Raw genomic sequence first — 18,728 nt, forward strand, 5'->3', positions numbered from 1 at the left:
AACCTTTTCTCGTTAATGTGGAGACGACTAGACGCGTTTAGTGCGACGCCACAGATAAACAAGCTGCATCTACAGTATGCGACGGAAAGGATTCTGCCGATGGTTTCGAATGATGTCTTCCTTCCAATACGTCAAGCAAGGAGATAAATCCATAGGCTAAATGCTCGATATTCCTCTTATCGATGCAAGCAATGTCCTCCATAGGACAGCTCATGATTCCCTGGAAGGAGTTAGCCAGCAAGCGGGCTATGAAGTTTACCCTATCCTCATAGCTTGGGAGAGAGGAACGGGCTGTATGAAGAATCTCCGCTATGCTGTCTGAATAGGGATTGAAATTTCCTCTGACCAAGAGGGGATTGAAAAATAGGTTGGCCACAGAGATGGCCGGTATTCCGAATAAACCGGCTTCATAAGCAATCGTACCCGAGACCGTTACTACAAGGTCCGCCCGTTTCAACAGGGAATGGCTGTCCGAATAGGGGGAGATGAGTCTTACGCCGGGTATGGAAAGCAGCTGCTTATAAAGCTTCATGGAATTGTTGCCGATATTGTTGGAATGCTCCTTAACATATAAATCATGTGTAGATGGGATGCTCCTGGTCAGCGCTCGAATAAGCTCCAGTTGATTGGAGATGGAGCCGCCCAATACATCGATGGATGCTTCCGGCTGCCTGTGCAGTGCGTACAGAACATAGGGCTTGGAGGGCCCGCGGCCGGCGAACGGCTCCTCAAAAGGCTTGCCCAGCCTGGAGGACCATGAATTGAACAATGCGGTAAACCGGTCATGGATAAACTGAGACGTTGTAGGCTGGGCCACATCATAACGATAACAATACCGTCTTTGCCGGACAATTCTTTTCGCCAATGTAACAGGCCAGCGGGCTTTAATTCTGGGGACTTTATTGTTTAAATGAAAATACCTCGGCTTCGGACCGGAGTTCATAAAAAAATCTAAAAATTGCTCTGCCTGCTGTAAATCCTCGCTTCCCGGCTCGCGAATCGGTTCCATGAACGCTTCCGAATAGCCGCCAAAGAAAGCGAATCTTCCATCCGGAATACGTATCACTTGAGGGTTATAGTTGGCAATATTCAACTCCTCGCATAATTGCACGGTCATCAGTTCCGTAGCCCAGGTACGCTCCGAGAATACACACTCGATTTCATGCCTAATCAGAAATTGTTTGATCTTCTGTCCGCACACGGTCAGAAATGCCCTGGCATAGGCAGGAGGCTTCTTGGACAGCATTCGGTCCATCAAGATCATGTTGGAAAGGTATAATCCTTGGCTTTCAACTGAAGCAATAAAGTCCCGTTCTTCCTCGGATGGCGCCCGCTTGCTTCCGGCCATCCAATCTTCGCCGAAATCCGTTAAGTCCAGAAGGAACCGCCGCTCGGCACCGTTTCTCATAAGCCATTCCGCCCATTCACGGCTAGGAGAAATCCAGTAAATCTCGTGGCCTGCATCGACGAGTATTTCTGCTATTTTCCAAAAGACTATCGTCTTGTAGTGGTTGGCCCAAAACAATACTTTCAAGTCCATCCCCCCTCTGCTCGCTCAAATTCGGTCTATTGGTATGTCACCCTGGATTGACGCCGGTTAGTCTGCTTGCCTGCTCCCCAACATATCCCAGCTTAAGGGAGTGCCGGCCTCGACTTTTCTGGATACGGGTTTCCCGATAAATAGATCGTAATATTTGGGAGAGAGCCCATAACCCGGTCGGATGCTTCGCAAGTTGCTTTCATCGAATGTATCTCCGGGAAGCATATCCCGGCTGACATATAACGAACGCTTGAAGACGAGAGAGGAGCTCTCCCGTTCATCGCTGCCGTAGTGCACCCGGCCCAGCGCCCGCCACGCTCTTTCGCTTTCCTCGACAAGCGCCTTCATCTCCTGCGGCTCCAAGGAGAAGGCGGCATCGACCCCGCCGTCGGAACGGGAGAGGGTGAAATGCTTTTCGATGACGGTAGCCCCCAAAGCAACACTGGCGATCGCTGCCCCGATTCCCTGGGTATGATCTGATAGCCCGGCTTCGCACTCGAACAATTCCTTCATATGCGGTATGGTCAGCAGGTGGCTCTGCTCAGGGGAAGCGGGATAGGTGCTGGTGCATTTCAACAGAATCAGCTCTTGACAGCCCGCCTCTCTCAGCCACTCCACCGTCTCTGCCAGCCCGGCCAACGTAGAGATTCCGGTGGATAGAATGACAGGCTTACCGGTGGCGGCCACCTTCTGAATCAACCTCTTGTCATTGTTCTCGAAAGAAGCGATTTTGTAGAAGGGAACGTCCAATTGTTCAAGGAAATCGACGGCCAGCGGATGAAACGGTGTGCTGAACGGAATGATTCCGCGCTTCCGGCAGCGCTCGAAAATAGGCTCGTGCCATTCCCATGGAGTATAAGCTTCCTGATACAGCTGATACAGGGTCCGGTTCTTCCATAGACTGTCTGAACTGCGAATGAGGAAATCCTCCTTCTCCAGATCCAAGGTCATCAGGTCGGCCGTATAGGTCTGGAGCTTGAGAGCATGTGCGCCGCTTTCTGCGGCCGCATCGACCAAGGATAAAGCCCGGTCCAACGATTGATTATGGTTGGCCGACATTTCCGCGATAATAAACGGGGGATGGTTAGCACCTACCCAATGATGGCCTAGCCGAATGTCTTTCATCCTGAACCACCTCCTGGCTGCTTGCAGATTTCTTGGTAATAGAGAGGACATATAGATGCCCGTCTATTTCGAAAAAACAGGGATACCTCTTGTTATCCGCCACCCGCATCAGGTTGAATTGCTCGCGGATTGTCCGATCAGGGTCCAGCCGGCTGTCCTGGGCGGTTCTTCGCGGATAATAGGTGGCTTCCCCTTCCTGTTTCTTCGCTTCTCCAATAATGTCCGGATATCGTTTGATAAAACAGAGGCAAAGCTTGATCGTGACCTTCGCCAAGGCATGGCGCAATTCATCTATCAATTCGAAGCCGGTATATTCAATAGTCTCGCTTAAATAAATATCTCCGCTATCCACTTTATCCGCCGCTTCGAACAGAACGACAGGCACCGTATTCATTCCTTCGACGATTTTCCAGGTAAGCGGAGACCAGCCTCTGCCACGCGGCAAATCACTGGCATGAACGACCAGATTATGGCGGTTACGCTGCCGGAGTGAGGACGATATGATTTGTTCACAGCCTAAATAAAAGGCAAGATCGCCGCTGGGCAGCTCCCCGATGTCGTGAATCCAGCCTGCGCGATGTCCTAGCTGCTTGATCCGGTCGATCAATCGGGGAATATATAGATTCATCCAGCTGTTGGCACCGGAAACGATAGTAATGGATAATGACACGGCAAACGACTCCTTATCGTAAGTCATTAAAGGATTTTTCCTTGTATAGTTACAGTTCTGACAGGCCTGATACGAACGGGGGAGGTTACCGGGCGGGTAGTTACCAGCCCCTTCTGCTTAAGCTGGTCTACCAGCGAGCGGACGAAGCGGTAATCGATCTCCAACTCCTCGGCAATTTCCAGGCAAGAGCGCTGTCCATTCATAAGGATTTGCGCTGCTTGCAGGCTACGGTAGCCCTTGGGATCGTGAAGCGGATCGATATATAGATGATATCTGCTTAATTGAAGCGGCCCCCGGTAGGTGCGTGTTGGAATGCAGTCCGACTCCAGCACGTCAATGATCTGTTCCAGGAGAGCAAGAGTCTCTTCTAATTTATTGAAATCACAGTTTTGCAAATTATCCTGATTGGTATGATAATGCTCGTAATCGCGGCGGCAGATTCCGACTGTAGGGATCTCGAAATCGGGGCCGTCATAGAACATTTCATCGTTGCCATATAAGCCGCGGTAGTCCGCTTCCACATATCCCGGTTCGGAGAATTTCAGCACGTTGCGGGTGATCCGGTCTATATAGCTGTTGCCACGGAAAGAGCGGGAGAAGCTAAGCGGCTGAGAATGGCCGGGCATATCCAGAAAGATAGCATACCGGATCTCCTCGATTCCTGGTCCGTAATGCAGCAGACCGGCTGCGGCATAATATTCGGGACCAAGGACCAGACGATAAGTATAGAGACGGCGGGTTCTCCGCTGCAGAGCACGAAACAGCTCGATAAGAACGGCAATACAAGCAAGCCCGTCGTTCACCTGACCGGGATGACAGGTATGCGCGGCTAGCAATATCGTATCGGCTGCATCGCCGGGCAGTTTCCAGTCAACGATATCCAACGTGCCTTGGCTGAATTCCACATCGATATGAACCCGGTATTGATCTTCCGTCAAGCGGTTGACCTCTTCTTGGGTCAGAGTGAAGCCCCAATCCGTTTTGGATCCGGGACGGAACTGCCATCGGCTCTCGTAAACCAGCTTATCCTTGTACAGGGGATGGACAGAGATATGCTTCAGCAGCTGATCGCGGGAAACAACTCCGGAGAAGGGGGCGGAATACGACTGGAGGCGTATCGGGTGCGAGTGGAAGTCGGCGATTCGATGCCCATCCAGAGTTTCGATATAAGCTTCATGAACCGTCCATTGGTCCGGAATGATCCAGGTCAGACATTCGGTCCCGGAAGGGATCATGTGCAGCCTCGCACCTAATTGCTCAGCCAATTCCCGGGCAAACAAGCTAGTGTCCTTGCCGACAGGAACCCGGTTCCATTGGCAATAGCGTTCCATCCACCGCTTCATTCGGTGCTGCCTTGGGTTCGTTTCCACAATATAGACCTCCATGCACTGGGCAATTTAGTTATGACCTGTTACATGGCCGGGGCTTGTTCTATGTGCGCGTTGATCTCCGCCCACTCGGGATGCGTTCGGAGCAGTTCCAGAACCGTTTCCAAAGAAAAATGCGGATCGGTCGGATATAATACCTCGATTATCCGCTGAATAAGCTGAAAATCCTCAGGTGTATCCACTGTCAACCGATAGCGGCTTTCATCGGCAGAATAGGTGACGCCCGCCGTTCGAAAAAGGTGCGGCTGATTATATAGATAAGGAGTGACATGCTCCCTGTCATAGGGCCGTTCCGCTGCGATATGAGCTTGCTTCAACGCCCGGGCGGAGAAAATTTCCGTATCCATCCCTCTGGGAAAGGTTCTCTTCAGAATGTTGGATACATAATCCACTTCCGGCGCGAGACTCTTGTAGGCGTGGACAACCTGATCGACTATTCTCGGATCCAGAATAGGACAGTCCGCGGTCAGGCGAACGATCGCGTCAGCCCCGAATAGATCGGCAGCCTTGGCATATCGGGCCAGAACATCATACTCCGGCCCGCGAAAGCAAGGCAGAGCTTGCCTCCCGGCCCATTCGGCAACGGCATCGTCTTTCGGTCCAACGGTCGTTGCAATGACGATTTCGTCTAACAGGGAAGCTCTCCGCAATCGGTCCACCTGATATTCGAGCAGAGGCTTGTCTAACACTTTCATCAGTATTTTGCCGGGAAGCCTGGAAGAATTCATTCTGGCCTGAATGATGGCAACAACTTTCAAATCGAGTCCTCCTGTTCGGCTTCTGTTATGGAATAATGCTGAATGACCTTGTGGACACTCTGAATGACATCCTCCACATCCTGGTCCGTCATGGCCGGAAACAGAGGCAGGGTAAGTATCCGTTCATACAATCGCTCGGCTCTCGGACAGATCCGTCCGGAATATCCCAAGCCGCGATAGTAAGGATGATAATAGACGGGGATGTAGTGGACATTGACCCCGATATTTTCCTGGATAAGAGCCTCATAGATAACGTCTCTGCCAGCCGATAGTTGCTCAAGGTTCAATTGGATGATGTACAGATGCCAGCTCGAAACCCCTGCCTGATCCTGATAAGGAATTTGCAGCTGCGGACAGCTTGAGAAAGCTTCGTTATATTGAGCGGCAATAGTGCGCCGCCGTTCAACGAACCGATCCAGCTTATCCAACTGGCTGCAGGCGAGAGCGGCCTGCAGATCGGACAGCCGGTAGTTATAGCCTAGAAATTGCATTTCATAGTACCAGCGGCTTCCTTCGTTCTCCCAAGAGGAGGGGTTCCTTGTAATGCCGTGGCTACGGAATTGCTTCAGAAGCTCGTAGTACTTCGGGCTATTGGTCGTTATCACCCCGCCTTCCCCGCTAGTAATATGCTTGACCGGGTGCAGGCTGAACATGGTCATATCGCTAATTTGACCGACTTTACGGCCTTTGTACTCGGCGCCGAGAGCATGTGCGGCGTCTTCAATAACGACGATTCCTCTCCGCTGCGCTAACTCAGTAATCGCGTCCAGATCGGCCGGTTGGCCCGTGAAATCAACCGGAATAATCGCTTTTGTATCGTCCGTAAGCAGGCGTTCCACCGCCATCGGGTCCAGGTTGTAGGTTTGCTCGTCAATATCGGCGAATACCGGAATTCCGCCTTGGTACAAAACGCAGTTTGCACTCGCCGCGAAGGTCATCGGGGTCGTAATGACCCGATCCCCGGGCCCAATACCGGCTGCATAACATGCGGCGTGAAGAGCGGCGGTACCGTTGGCGAACGACACGGCGTAGGCGGCTCCGACATATTCGGCTATTTTGCGCTCCAATTGTTCTACAGCCGGACCGGAAGTCAGGTAATCGCTCCGCAACACCTGAACAACGGCATCAACATCGTCCTCATCGATCCATTGTCTGGCATAGGGCAGCATTTGTTCCCGCACGGGATGCAGAAGATTAGACGCTCGCATGGACAGCCTCCGCTCCGAGTCCCAGCTCCGCTCTGATGTCCATAACGGACAGCCAGGCCGAGTTCGTGTGGCTCATGTAGCTGAACGATTCAGGCAGCGGGGATCCCTGCTCCGTCTGTTCGCTTTCATTCTGCCACCAGGGGAATTCGGGCTGAATCACATAATAAGAGTCGAATTCAAGGGTACGGCGGGAATCATCTTCCGTGATCATCGCTTCGTGAAGCTTCTCTCCCGGACGGATCCCGATATATTCCAGCCGACATTCCGGAGCAATCGCTTCAGCCAGATCGACAATACGAACGCTTGGAATTTTCGGAACGAAAATCTCTCCCCCGCGCATACGGGTCAAGCTGTCCAGAACGAACTGGGTACCCTGCTCAAGCGTAATCCAGAACCTCGTCATTCGTTCGTCGGTAATCGGCAGAATTCCGGTCGGTTTCATTTTCAGAAAATGGGGGATAACGCTGCCGCGGCTGCCGACTACATTGCCATACCGGACGACGGCGAACCGTGTTTCCTTCCCTCCGGTATAGGAGTTGCCTGCTACGAACAGCTTGTCGGATGCCAACTTGGTGGCTCCGTATAAATTTACGGGACTGGCTGCCTTATCTGTGCTCAGAGCGATAACGCGGCTCACATTGCGGTCTATCGCCGCTTCGATAATGTTCTGTGCCCCGATAATATTCGTCTTGACCGCTTCGAACGGATTATATTCGCAGGCCCCTACTTGTTTAAGCGCTGCCGCATGAATAACGATATCTACCCCGTCAAATGCCTGACGGAGTCTTTCCTTATCGCGCACATCCCCGATAAAAAACCTCACTCTGGAATCATCGAATTCCTGCATCATCTCAAATTGCTTAAGTTCGTCCCGGCTGAATACAATCACTTTTTTGATCCCGTATCCGAGGATCTTGCGCGTGAAGGTTTTGCCGAAGGACCCGGTTCCGCCCGTAATCAGCACCGTCTTATTCTGAAGATTCATTGATATAGCTTTCCTCCCCTCAATTATGAACCCAAAAGGCGCAACGTTACGAATTGTTTCCGAATGGATACGATATGTATCAATCCCAATCTATAACATTCTTTTTCTTTCGTCAATTGTTATTTTTTGAAAAAATGACGTCCTTTTGGAAGTGGAAGGTGTGATAGGAGGATTCATTAGTTAGAGGGGAGTACGCTAATTTGTAAAGCTTATTATAGGGTATAAGAAATTTTGTTCAGCATTAGAAAGGAAAGTATGCTACAATATCCCATACCCGCAATATATACATTTGTATACATAAAGTTATATCGTGTGTTGAATTTACTACGGCAAGCGATGAACATTTCAGATCAATATTCTGAAATAAATGTTAAAAAATGTTCATGAACATAAAGTAGAATAAAGATGTTGGGAAATTTAAGGCGAATTCGAAGGAATACGACACAGTAATACAAAAAAAGCGTTTGACAAGATACGAAATGTATCATACAGTTTAGTTATTGTTCCATAAATGTAAAAAATTGATTTATTCGCGGGGAGTTGCTTATCATTGAGCCAAAATTCTGGAAAGTCAAAGGGTAAAATCGAGCTGGATGTCTATAGGGTGATGGAACAACTGAGCATCAACCCAGGTAAATTTGCAATCCTGGTGAATGAAGATAAAGGCGACACGGTTACGGGGATGACGGATTCGGGGGAATCGAATTTCAATAGAGGAACGGAGACGGATCAAACCCGCTAAGCTTCCTCTAAGCAGAAGCAGGAAACCAGCGGGAATGACGGTTTACATAGATCTCTCCGCACGGACGAAGGCGACAAAGCGCTTGGCCTCTTCCGGGCTCAATTCAACGCCGTCTACTGTCAATTTAAACTTCGCAATGATCTCTTCATCGGATAGCTCCAACTGATCCACAAACTCTCTAACCTCATTGTCCAGGACAGTTTGCGGGTTGTTCGTTCTCCCGATAATATAATCGACGGAGACGTCAAAATAGTTGGCAATTCTGCTCAGCATGGAAGAATCAGGCTCTCGGCGGTTCTGTTCGTAATGGGCGAGAGAAGCCCGTGAAATTTTCAAATGTTGGGCGAGCTGCTCCTGAGTCAAGCCCCTGGAGGTGCGAAGAGCGTAAATTCGGCTTCCGTATTCCATTTGGTTCACCACCTATGGCAGCAGTTATTTGTGTAAGCTTCAGAACTGTAAACGAAATGTATCATTTTGAATCATATATCGAAAAAAATAAAAAAAATAAATATCCGATACAAATTGTATCGAGGTTTTGAAAGCAAAAAAAAGATTTGCGATACTGAGTGTATCAGAAAATGGTTGAAAAAGCAATTGGAAACCATGGTACAGCTGCCTTTCTTTGGTAGTACAATCTCGTTTTTGCAGGGGAAATACTGATTTTTATAGGCCGGCTGTCCTATAAAATAAAACCGGACCTCCTTTAGTGAAAAAGGACGGGTCCGGTCTTTGGTTTAAAACGACGTGACATTATGAACAGGTTGACGGTCAACTGTGCCCGTCCTGGCTAGCTTTTGCAAAATAACATTGAAATAAAATTTTATAAAAAGCGTCTCATATGTTTTTTTCCGTCATAGGAAAATAGCACTGATTTATCTTCTACAACGGTTTCCAGATGGACCGCCTTCCCCCATAACTGCTGAACGTAAGGGAGAGTCTTCTCCACATACTTTAAATCCAGCTCGATTCCTTCGAATTGGTGTTTTAAATACAGCTCCCCGTTCTTTAAATGGTTTCCGTTCTCTACAACGAGATAGGGAAATCCTCCGTTCACGCGAGAATAAACAAGCTGTTCGCGAATGGATTCCCACGTTTTGTCCGTAATTTTCCACTCATTTCCTTTTTTCTCGAACAGATAAAGATCCAGATCCTCGACCAGTTCTTTGGTTAAATAGCTGCGAATGAAGGAGGTGTCGGAATCGAATTCGCGTACCTCGAACAGCTTCCTGCGTCCTTCTCCGGGGGCTCGCCCATACTTTTCGATTTCCTCCGCGGTCGGTTTATCCCAGCGCTTCTCGATATCTTCGAAAATTTTGAGGCCCAGGTAGTACGGATTCAGGCTGTGCCGGGACGGCTGAACGACCGCGGAATTCAGCTTGGCGAATTCAATGGTCTCCTCCGGGGTCAAATCCATTTCCCGCAAAATTCGGATATGCCAGTAGGAGGCCCAGCCTTCGTTCATGATCTTGGTCTCCAGCTGCGGCCAGAAATAAAGCATTTCGTCCCGCATAATGGTTATAATATCACGCTGCCACTCCTCCAGCTCGGGCGCATACTGTTGAATAAACCAGAGCAGATCCTTCTCCGGGGACGGCGGGAATTTCTTCGGAGTGTCCGCCTCTTCCTTTCTATCCTGCATATCATCCAGCGACCACAGATCATCATAGGGGGTAGAGACGCTCGGAAGCTTTTCCTTCTCGCCTTCCTTGTCTTCGCGTTCCCTGGCATCCTGTTTGTAACGGTAAACAAGGCTCGGGTCGATATGCTCTTGAATAGCCAGCACCGCATCGAGGAAGGCTTCGACCTTCTTGCTGCCGTATTCAATTTCATAGAGACGGATTCTTTCGGCCGAGGCCGACATACTCTCCACCATATTGCGATTCGTACGCGAGAAGCGCACATTATTTTTGAAGAAGTCGCAGTGGGCCAATACATGCGCCACAATCAGCTTGTTCTGGATAAGGGAGTTTCCGTCCAGCAAGAAGGCATAGCACGGGTTCGAATTGATCACCAGCTCATAAATTTTGCTTAATCCGAAATCGTACTGCATCTTCATCTTGTGAAAAGTTTTGCCGAAGCTCCAATGGCTGAAGCGGGTCGGCATTCCGTATGCGCCGAACGTGTAAATAATATCGGCCGGACATATTTCATAGCGCATGGGATAAAAGTCAAGTCCGAAGCCTTGCGCAATCTCCGTTATTTCCGCGATGCTCCGCTCCAATTGCTTGATTTCGTCGGAGGTCAAGACGATCACCCCGTTTCTTTTTTCGCGAAAAACGTTTTGAGAGCTTTGTACACTTCGCCTTTTTCGCGAATGATGCAGAATTGGAACTTATCGTTCTGAAGCTGCCGGTAAGCGGCCATCAGCGTACTGCTGCGGTTGTACTGATTCACCTCTCCGTATCCGAACATATTGGCCCGCTGTATGATTTTGCCGATCAAATCCAGACATTTGGCATTATCGGAGGTAAGATTGTCGCCATCGGAAAAATGAAACGGATACAAGTTGTAGTACGCCTCCGGATAACGGCTGTCTATGATTTCCAGGCATTTCTGATAAGCGGAGGAGCAGATCGTTCCGCCGCTCTCCCCTTTGGTGAAAAATTCTTCTTCGGTTACTTCCTTGGCTTCCGTATGATGAGCGATGAAGACGATCTCCACCTTCTCATATTTGGAACGCAGAAACCGGGTCATCCAGAAGAAGAAGCTGCGGGCCACATACTTTTCAAAGCTTCCCATCGAACCGCTAGTGTCCATCATCGCAATGATGACGGCATTCGAATGGGGCTTCTCAATTTCCTCCCAGGTTTTAAAGCGCAAATCATCCGGGGAAATTCCGAAGATTCCGGGCTTTCCGGCATTGGCATTGCGCCTTAAATTTTCAAGAATCGTCCGCTTTTTATCAATGTTGGACATGATACCCTTCTTGCGGACATCGTGGAAGACGATATCGGAAGCCTTCATCAGATCCTTCTGCTTCTCCTGCAGATCAGGCAGCTCCAGTTCCTCGAACAGAAGCGTCTCCAGTTCCTCCATCGTCACGTCGGCTTCATAATAATCTTCGCCGGCCTGATCTCCGGCCCCCTGGCCTTGGCCCGGCCGGCCGGATGAGGGATCCGTTCCCAGCACGTCTCCTACCTGGCTGTCTCCGTCGCCTTGACCGACATGCTTGGATTTATTGTAATTGTACCGAAAACGGTATTCATCCAGACTGCGGATCGGAACCTTTACGATTTGCTTGCCGTCCGACATAATGATGCTCTCCTCTGTGACGAGGTCAGGAAGATTTTGCTTGATCGCTTCCTTAACCTTCTGCTGATGGCGGGTCTGATCCTGGTAGCCCTTGCGGTGCAAGGACCAGTCTTCCCTGGAAACGATAAATAAAGGCTCGGACATGCAGGCACCTCCTCGAGAATTCTCTCGGATTATTAGCGGATGGATCGGCATGAGCCTGTGCAATTACAGAATAAGGGATGAATGGCATTCGTCTCATGATCTTCGTTATAAACACTGTTCAACTCAATAGAATGCCGCAATCCGCTAATGTTTAGCGATGAATAAGAATGAAGCATTATTCCGGTTGTTATTCAAATATATTCAAGTTTCGCAAAACCATGAATGGAATCCGCCTATTTGGGCCAGGAATTCTATTAAAAATCAGGGGCGGAACCCGGCAGATTGTGAGAATGGCCCTTGTCCTACAGCGTACCTCTCCCGGCGCTCGTTGAGAATCTTTTAGTTGGTGAAAAAGAAACCGCCGTTTGTATAGTAAAAAGAATTACCTTGAAAAAGAAAAAGAGGCCTTCCGCCTGGCTGGCGAAAGGCCTCTCGGTGCGGGCTTCTCCTAAACTCCCATCCCCATCGAAAAGAGGAAGAAAAGCAGTGGAATCCCGACCAGCAAGCCGCTTAATACGGTTCCAATAACCGCAAACACCTTCTTCCGGTTTTGCTGCAGCAATCCAATGATGCCAAGGATTAGCCCGATTAAAGCGAAAACGAAAGAACCGAGCATTCCAAGCCCGATGAAAAGAAGAGAGGCGACGAGCTCCGGCGTTTGCTGAAGCTGTTCGAGGTTCTCCAGATCGAGATTAGGCATGAGTCCTGCCAATTGGGTGCTCAGGACAGCAACTCCGCCGACAAACAGCACGATGTATCCGATTCCGGCTAGAAGCGACATTACGAATGAAGCGATTCCCGGTCCCGAATGCTTCTCGGCGGTTATGAAATGATTTCGAAAGCCCTCCTCCTTATTTTTAAACGATTCCTGTTCTTGCTCATTGAAATGATCCATTCAGCTTTCCCTCCGTTATTAAAGCGATAAATAATGTGTTGATACGGCAATTAAGATAAGATTTCATTCCGTCCTCAATAAGTGCCTTAAGGCTTCAATTAAGAGGCCCCAGATGGCGAAAGCAGTCTACGTCTGCCCAAGGAAATATAAATCTTCATCGCCAAAAATAATATCATTATTTTACCACATCGCAAAGTTTCTATGTTCATTATAGCGTTAAAGCCTCCTGAAAAGCGGTTGGCATCAAGTTATGTTGACAGCCTCTTCCAACTGTTATCCCCTTGATTCAGGTTTCTCATTTTTCGGACTAGCGGTTCTTTATTTAGACATATGGGCTGTTATCCCAATCGCTCAGCGGCTTCATCCGGACTTGTTGGTGAGCTCCATGATATGACTGTTATCCCCCTCGCTCAGGTCCTTCATATCACGGACTAGTGTATGATCTCGTCAAACGACTGCTGCTTCTTTCACCCGTTTCTTCCGTCGGTTCTTTTAACCCAGTGTTTTACCAAGAGGAACTCGGCTTTAGGCGGATATGAAAATAAAACAACAATAAACGCAATCTGCAGATGGCCCCCCGGTCGCCGATCCATTCTGAGGGAAGGGGATAGCAGTCCAAAGTCTCGGCTAGAGGATTCAAAGAGGTAGGAAGATCAAGTGAATGGCGAAAGGAAGGGAAGGCTGATTGCAGACCAAAACTCCAGAGTCCATATTGAAAGTTCCCGAAAAGATGGATGGAAAAATGTCCATTGAAAGTGAAGTTTTCAACAGTTGTTCACAGAATGAAAAAAGAGTTTCGAATCGTCGCGGTTGGCATAGCCCATGAACAAGCAATCGAGAAAAAAATATGATATGATGCTGGCAAAGGTTCTCTGCAGGAGGTTGGAATATGCAAAAATTATTTACCATTTTAGGCAGCATTAATGCTCTACTGGCCGTTGCCCTGGGGGCGTTCGGAGCGCACGGGCTCGCTTCCGTTCTTGATGAGAGACTGCTGAACGTATTCGAGACCGGAGTCAGGTATCATATGTACCATGCTCTGGGGCTGCTCGCCATTGCCGCTCTAAGCGCGAAGATGCCGAATTCGCGTTCGCTGCTGTGGGCCGGCAGACTTCTATTTGTAGGGATCATTTTGTTCTCGGGCAGCTTGTATGTTCTGGCTCTGAGCGGAATCAACAAGCTGGGAATGATTACTCCTTTCGGCGGGGTTATGTTCATCGTAGGATGGGCGCTTGTCGCGGTATCCGCTGTTAAATGGAAGTAAGGGCAAACGGGTACGTTTCTTTCCAGTGCAGTCCGAGAAAGAAGCGGCCCGTTTTTTGGCTCGGTAAGTAATCAACGGTTTGTAGAATCGGTCTTGGTTACATTCAGATTCATTGGAGGCTATCTTTCTTGAGAGACCGGTGTTGATGGTGCAAGTATACTGAGAAAATCTCCATGCTTCAGTCACCTTAGAAAAACGGAGATAGAAGGTTTTCGTCAGGTTAGGAGGGGAATGATGGAACAGGAATCGTTATCGGTTTTTCATCCGGTGCTCGCGGGCTGGTTTCACCGGTCCTTCGGCGAGCCGACCGAGGTTCAGCGTAAAGCTTGGAAGGAAATTCTGTCCGGGCGCCATACGCTGATTGCTTCGCCGACCGGGTCGGGCAAGACTTTGGCCGCACTGCTTCCATGTCTGAATGCGCTTGTACGGAATAAAGAGAAGCGGACGAATGCCGCCCCGGGAGTAAGAGTACTGTATGTCACGCCGCTCAAGGCTCTCAATAACGACATTCATCATCATTTGTTTCGCTTTGCTGAGGAAATGAAGCAGTATTCGCAGGAAATCGGCGGGAACTGGCAGGAGCTGAAAATCGGCATCCGTACCGGGGACACGCTGCAGAGCACCCGGGCTTCCATGCTCAGGAACCCTCCGGATTTGCTCGTGACGACGCCGGAATCCCTGTATATCATGATGACCTCTCCGAAAGCAAGGGAGATCCTGAAAACGGTGGAGCAGGTCATCGTCGATGAAATCCACAGCCTGGCCGCGGACAAGCGCGGAGCCCATCTGTCGCTTACGCTGGAAAGGCTGGTGGAGTGGAGCGGCCGGTCGTTCCAGCGAATCGGCGTCTCTGCGACGCAGAAGCCGCTGGAAAGAGTGGCCCGCTTCCTGGGCGGCTGGGAGGCGCCTGCTGCCGCTGAGAGCGGCGGAGCGATGACGTCGGACGGTGGAGGGAAGGGCCCCGCCGATCAGGAAAGCGCAGCAAGCGGCGGCAAAGCGGACGTAACCGGCGCGAAGGGAGGAGCGGACGCCGAGGCGAACGGCGAAGGCGAGCCGGGAGCGGAACGCGAAGACGCAGCGGAAGGGGGAGGCGGCCGGGAGAGAGCGAGAAGCGTGGCGATTGTGCACAGCGAAATGGAGAAGCGCTACGAGCTGCTCGTCACTATGCCGGAGCGCCCGGCGCCGTCGAAGGAGAAGGAGCTGTTCTGGATTTCCATCGTGGAACGAATCGTTCAACTGATGGAGAACAGCAGAACGGCGCTGATCTTCGTCAACAACCGGCGGCTGTGCGAGCGGCTGACGCTCCGGCTGAACGAGCACTTCGGCTTCGAAGCGGCGCGCTCGCACCACGGCAGCGTCTCCCGCGAGAAGCGGCTCGAGGTCGAGCGGCTGCTGAAGGAAGGCGCCCTGCGCTGCCTCGTCGCGACATCGTCGCTGGAGCTCGGCATCGACGTTGGGCATGTCGAGCTGGTGATCCAGATCGACAGCCCCAAGCAGGCCGCTGCCGGCATCCAGCGCATCGGGCGCGCCGGGCACGCTGTGGGCGACGCCAGCTGCGGCGTCATCCTCGCGCGCAGCCGCGGCGAGCTGCCGGAAGCCGCTGTGCTGGCGCGGCTCATCGCTGCCCGGGACATTGAGGAAATCCGCATTCCGCGGCATTCCCTCGATGTCCTCTCCCAGCAGGTGACGGCGATGGTCGCCGTCGATGACTGGGAGGAGGGGCAGCTCTATCGCGTGCTCACGCGCAGCGACTGCTTCCGCGGCTTCCCGCGCGGCCGGTTCCGCAGTATGCTCGAGGTGCTGGCGGGGCTGTATCCGTTCGCCCGCCCGCTACTCGACTGGGACCGCGACACCGGACTGCTCCGCCGCCGCACGCATACGCCCATGGCCGCCGTCATGGGCGCAGGCACTATTCCCCAAAGCAGCGGCTACCCGGTGTACCATATGGACACCCGGCAGCATCTTGGGGAATTGGACGAGGAGTTCGTCTTCGAGAGCCGGCCCGGCGACGTCTTCCAGTTGGGGACGAACTCCTGGTCGATCCGCTCGATCAAGCACGACCGGGTTTACGTGACGGAAGCGGAGAACCGCTTCAGTGAAATACCTTTCTGGCGGGCGGAAGCGCTCGGCCGCAGTTACGGGCTGGGAGTCCGGATCGGACGGTTCATGGACGAGTTTGGGGGGCGGATCGAGGAAGATCCCGACCAAGCCCGGCAATGGCTTATGGAGGAATACCGGATGGATGCCGGGGCTTCGGAGCAGTTGATCTCGTGGGTCCGCAGTCAGCAAGCCGCTTGCCCGCTGCCAACCGATCGGCGCATCGTCGTCGAACAGTTCTTGGATGATACGAACCAGCATCATGTCGTTATTCATTCGCTGTTCGGACGACGCTTGAATTTGGCCTGGCAGTTGGCTATTCAGGCCCGGTTGAACGAAGTGGTCCACCGGACATACTTTGCCAACGCGAGGGATAACGGCATCGAGTTTATTTTCCCGGAATGGGACCCGGCCTGGTTAGCCGCTCTGCGCCAGGTGGATGCGGCTTCCCTGGATCGGCTTCTGCTGGAATCGCTGCCGGGGACCCCAATGCTCGGAATCGCTTTTCGCCGCATTGCGGAGACCTCTCTGCTGCTGTCCAAAGGCTTCAGCCGAATGCCGGCCTGGAAGAAACGTCTGCGCAGCGAAGGATTGCTGGAAGAAGCGCTTCCTTATGCGGAGAGATTCCCGTTCCTGCATCAAGCCATGAAGGAATGCATGGAGGATACACTGGATACGGGCGGTCTGAAGGAAGTGTTGACCCGCATCGGTAACGGGGAGATCGAATGGCAGGTGGCAAGAACCCGGTTCCCGTCGCCCTTTGCCGCCCAATTTTTGCTGGATTACGTGGGAGTGTCGCTGTATGAGTCCGATGCGTTGAAGCCGGACCTCCAGATCCAGTTGGCCAGCATAAGCAGAGACTTGGCCGCTCAGTATTTCGGCGAGGAGAGCCTTCAGGGGATGATTAGCCCGGAGGTGCTGGATCGGGAGCAGAAGCGGCTGGAGCAGGGAGAAGGCCTTGAATGGCGCGGACCGGATGATCTGTACCGGCTCCTTAAGGAACGTGGCGACCATACCAAGGAGGAATTATTCCGATTGGCCGGCAAGCAGGCGGGGGAATGGCTGGACAGCCTCGCGGCTGAAGGACGGGTGGCGGAATGGACCGAATCGGGAGAGGCCCGCTGGATTTGCCGGGATGAACGGCATTTGTACGAGACGATCGGGAGCGATCCGCTTGCGGCAGCCTTCATCTGCAGGCGGTATATCGATCACCGGTTGTCCTTCACTCCGGAGGAATTGCAGCGGAGATACGGTCTTTCGGCACAGCGGACGGAAGAGCTGCTGGCCGAATGGCGGGAGGATAAGGTGATGGAGCCTGCCCCTTTTGCCGACCGGGAGAAGGAGCAGCTATTCACAAGCACCAAGGTAACCCGCCGGATGATCCGGATATCGATTCGGGATTTCCGCAGATCGGTGGAGCGGGTGCCATCCGCCCGATTGTGCCGTTACCTGGCCGAACGTCATCGCATCGCTGCCGGCCAGCGTCCGTCCGGGGCGGAGGGGTTGAATGATGTGCTGGAGGAGCTGCAGGGGGTCTACCTCCCCTTGGAGCAGTGGGAGAAGCAAGTCTTCCCCGCGCGGCTGTCCGCTTATCGCAAGGAAGAGCTTGACCTGCTGTTGGCGTCCGGCGAATGGATCTGGATGGGCGCGAAGGAAGAGCAGGACAAGGACGGCAGGATCGCCTTCTTCCGAGCCGATTCCAGACCGTTGTATGCCCCTTTTCTGAAGAGCCGGGAAGAACAGAGCGTTCATGCGCCGCTGCTTGATCTCCTCCGGTCCCAAGGAGCAAGCTTCCTGACCGCCTTGAGCCGGGAGGCGGGAGAAGTCCCTTCGGTGATGCTGGACAAGCTGATGGATTTGGTCTGGGAAGGGCGCGTGTCCAACGATCAGCTTGGTCCGATCAGGACCTATCGGCAGAGCAAAGCTTCCCGGACCGGCAAGTTTCAGTCCGGTCTCGGCCGCTGGTATGCGTTGGAGCCGTCTTCTCAAGCGGCCGAAGGTTCTCCGGAAAGGGCCGAAACTTCGGCCGTGCAGTGGGCGCATCTGCTGCTTAAGCGATATGGGATCGTGACCAAGGAAACGGCCAAAGAAGCTCCTTTTTCCTGGGATACGATGATCGGCGTCTTCAAACGGCTGGAAGAATGGGGGATCGTTGCCCGCGGAATGTTCATCCAGGGGGTTAGCGCTATGCAGTTTGCCCTGAAGGAGACTGCGGAGTCGTTAAATACGATCCGCTATTCCGATTCCGAGCTCATCCTGCTGCCAGCCTCCGATCCGGCGAATCCATACGGGATAACGGTTCCGTGGCCGGCGAGGAAGGAAGCGTCCTACGCCCGCAAGCCGGGCAATTACCTGGTTATGCGGGGGGAGCAGTGGCTGCTGTGGCTGGAGCATTATGGCAGAAGAATCATAACGATGGAGGAGGACAAGGCGGGCAGCTCGCGGAGCGGGGAAGGCCCGGATTGGAAAGAGCTGCTGCCGGAGCTGCTCATGCAGACCCTCCGCCAGAGCGGCCAGAGGAAAATCGCCGTCGAGCAGTGGAACGGCCTCCCGGTCGGAGAGACGGAGGCGGCGGACTGGCTGCTGCACAGAGGAGCCGAGCGCGATCGCCATAAAATCGTTATATGGCCCAGCTCATTCCGTTAGCTGCCTATACCCGC

14 protein-coding genes are annotated in these 18,728 nt (G+C 52.2%); 3 read left to right on the forward strand and 11 right to left on the reverse strand.

Going from position 1 to position 18,728, the window contains the following annotated elements; genetic code table 11:
* Positions 1–37: 37 nt before the first annotated feature.
* The 7 genes from ACTHRH_RS07450 to pseB all read right to left on the reverse strand — a co-directional run bounded on the left by ACTHRH_RS07450 (position 38) and on the right by pseB (position 7,674).
* Positions 38–1,534, reverse strand: coding sequence for a hypothetical protein (locus ACTHRH_RS07450; protein ID WP_440414850.1), 1,497 nt, complete (start codon positions 1,532–1,534; stop codon positions 38–40).
* Positions 1,535–1,597: 63 nt separating this feature from the next.
* Positions 1,598–2,665 carry a pseudaminic acid synthase gene (gene pseI / locus ACTHRH_RS07455; RefSeq protein ID WP_379289842.1) on the reverse strand — a complete coding sequence of 356 codons (1,068 nt, stop codon included), beginning with the start codon at positions 2,663–2,665 and terminating at the stop codon, positions 1,598–1,600.
* On the reverse strand, positions 2,625–3,362 hold the full coding sequence (locus ACTHRH_RS07460; protein WP_379289839.1) for a formyltransferase family protein: 738 nt from the start codon (positions 3,360–3,362) through the stop codon (positions 2,625–2,627). The genes pseI and ACTHRH_RS07460 overlap by 41 nt, the downstream gene beginning before the upstream one ends.
* A complete protein-coding gene (locus ACTHRH_RS07465; RefSeq protein ID WP_379289837.1) occupies positions 3,362–4,705 on the reverse strand; it encodes a DUF4910 domain-containing protein in 1,344 nt (447 codons plus the stop codon). The genes ACTHRH_RS07460 and ACTHRH_RS07465 overlap by 1 nt, the downstream gene beginning before the upstream one ends.
* Before the next feature lie 41 nt (positions 4,706–4,746).
* On the reverse strand, positions 4,747–5,481 hold the full coding sequence (locus ACTHRH_RS07470; RefSeq protein WP_379289835.1) for a cytidylyltransferase domain-containing protein: 735 nt from the start codon (positions 5,479–5,481) through the stop codon (positions 4,747–4,749).
* Entirely contained in the window at positions 5,478–6,689 is a 1,212-nt protein-coding gene (gene pseC / locus ACTHRH_RS07475) for a UDP-4-amino-4,6-dideoxy-N-acetyl-beta-L-altrosamine transaminase (RefSeq protein WP_379289833.1), read from the reverse strand. The genes ACTHRH_RS07470 and pseC overlap by 4 nt, the downstream gene beginning before the upstream one ends.
* Positions 6,676–7,674, reverse strand: coding sequence for a UDP-N-acetylglucosamine 4,6-dehydratase (inverting) (gene pseB / locus ACTHRH_RS07480; RefSeq protein ID WP_379289831.1), 999 nt, complete (start codon positions 7,672–7,674; stop codon positions 6,676–6,678). The genes pseC and pseB overlap by 14 nt, the downstream gene beginning before the upstream one ends.
* Positions 7,675–8,224: 550 nt before the next feature.
* Here pseB and ACTHRH_RS07485 point away from each other — a divergent pair.
* On the forward strand, positions 8,225–8,416 hold the full coding sequence (locus ACTHRH_RS07485) for a hypothetical protein (RefSeq protein WP_379289828.1): 192 nt from the start codon (positions 8,225–8,227) through the stop codon (positions 8,414–8,416).
* Positions 8,417–8,458: 42 nt separating this feature from the next.
* On the opposite strand, the gene ACTHRH_RS07490 is transcribed toward ACTHRH_RS07485, so the two are convergent.
* The 4 genes from ACTHRH_RS07490 to ACTHRH_RS07505 all read right to left on the reverse strand — a co-directional run bounded on the left by ACTHRH_RS07490 (position 8,459) and on the right by ACTHRH_RS07505 (position 12,707).
* On the reverse strand, positions 8,459–8,824 hold the full coding sequence (locus ACTHRH_RS07490) for a helix-turn-helix domain-containing protein (RefSeq protein ID WP_379289826.1): 366 nt from the start codon (positions 8,822–8,824) through the stop codon (positions 8,459–8,461).
* A gap of 412 nt (positions 8,825–9,236) precedes the next feature.
* A complete protein-coding gene (locus ACTHRH_RS07495) occupies positions 9,237–10,661 on the reverse strand; it encodes a SpoVR family protein (protein ID WP_440414855.1) in 1,425 nt (474 codons plus the stop codon).
* 5 nt (positions 10,662–10,666) lie between these two features.
* The gene (gene yhbH, locus ACTHRH_RS07500; protein WP_144941423.1) at positions 10,667–11,812 is read right to left on the reverse strand and encodes a sporulation protein YhbH; all 1,146 of its coding nucleotides are present in this window, start codon (positions 11,810–11,812) and stop codon (positions 10,667–10,669) included.
* Between the two features lie 448 nt (positions 11,813–12,260).
* Positions 12,261–12,707, reverse strand: a complete 447-nt coding sequence (locus tag ACTHRH_RS07505) for a hypothetical protein (protein ID WP_144941425.1) — start codon at positions 12,705–12,707, stop codon at positions 12,261–12,263.
* Between the two features lie 889 nt (positions 12,708–13,596).
* Here ACTHRH_RS07505 and ACTHRH_RS07510 point away from each other — a divergent pair.
* Both ACTHRH_RS07510 and ACTHRH_RS07515 read left to right on the forward strand, forming a co-directional pair.
* On the forward strand, positions 13,597–13,971 hold the full coding sequence (locus ACTHRH_RS07510) for a DUF423 domain-containing protein (RefSeq protein WP_144941427.1): 375 nt from the start codon (positions 13,597–13,599) through the stop codon (positions 13,969–13,971).
* A gap of 234 nt (positions 13,972–14,205) precedes the next feature.
* On the forward strand, positions 14,206–18,714 hold the full coding sequence (locus ACTHRH_RS07515; protein ID WP_440414858.1) for a DEAD/DEAH box helicase: 4,509 nt from the start codon (positions 14,206–14,208) through the stop codon (positions 18,712–18,714).
* The last annotated feature ends 14 nt before the right edge of the window (positions 18,715–18,728 follow it).

The organism is Paenibacillus sp. SAFN-117, from assembly GCF_051966115.1.
Classification (GTDB): domain Bacteria; phylum Bacillota; class Bacilli; order Paenibacillales; family NBRC-103111; genus Paenibacillus_L; species Paenibacillus_L residui.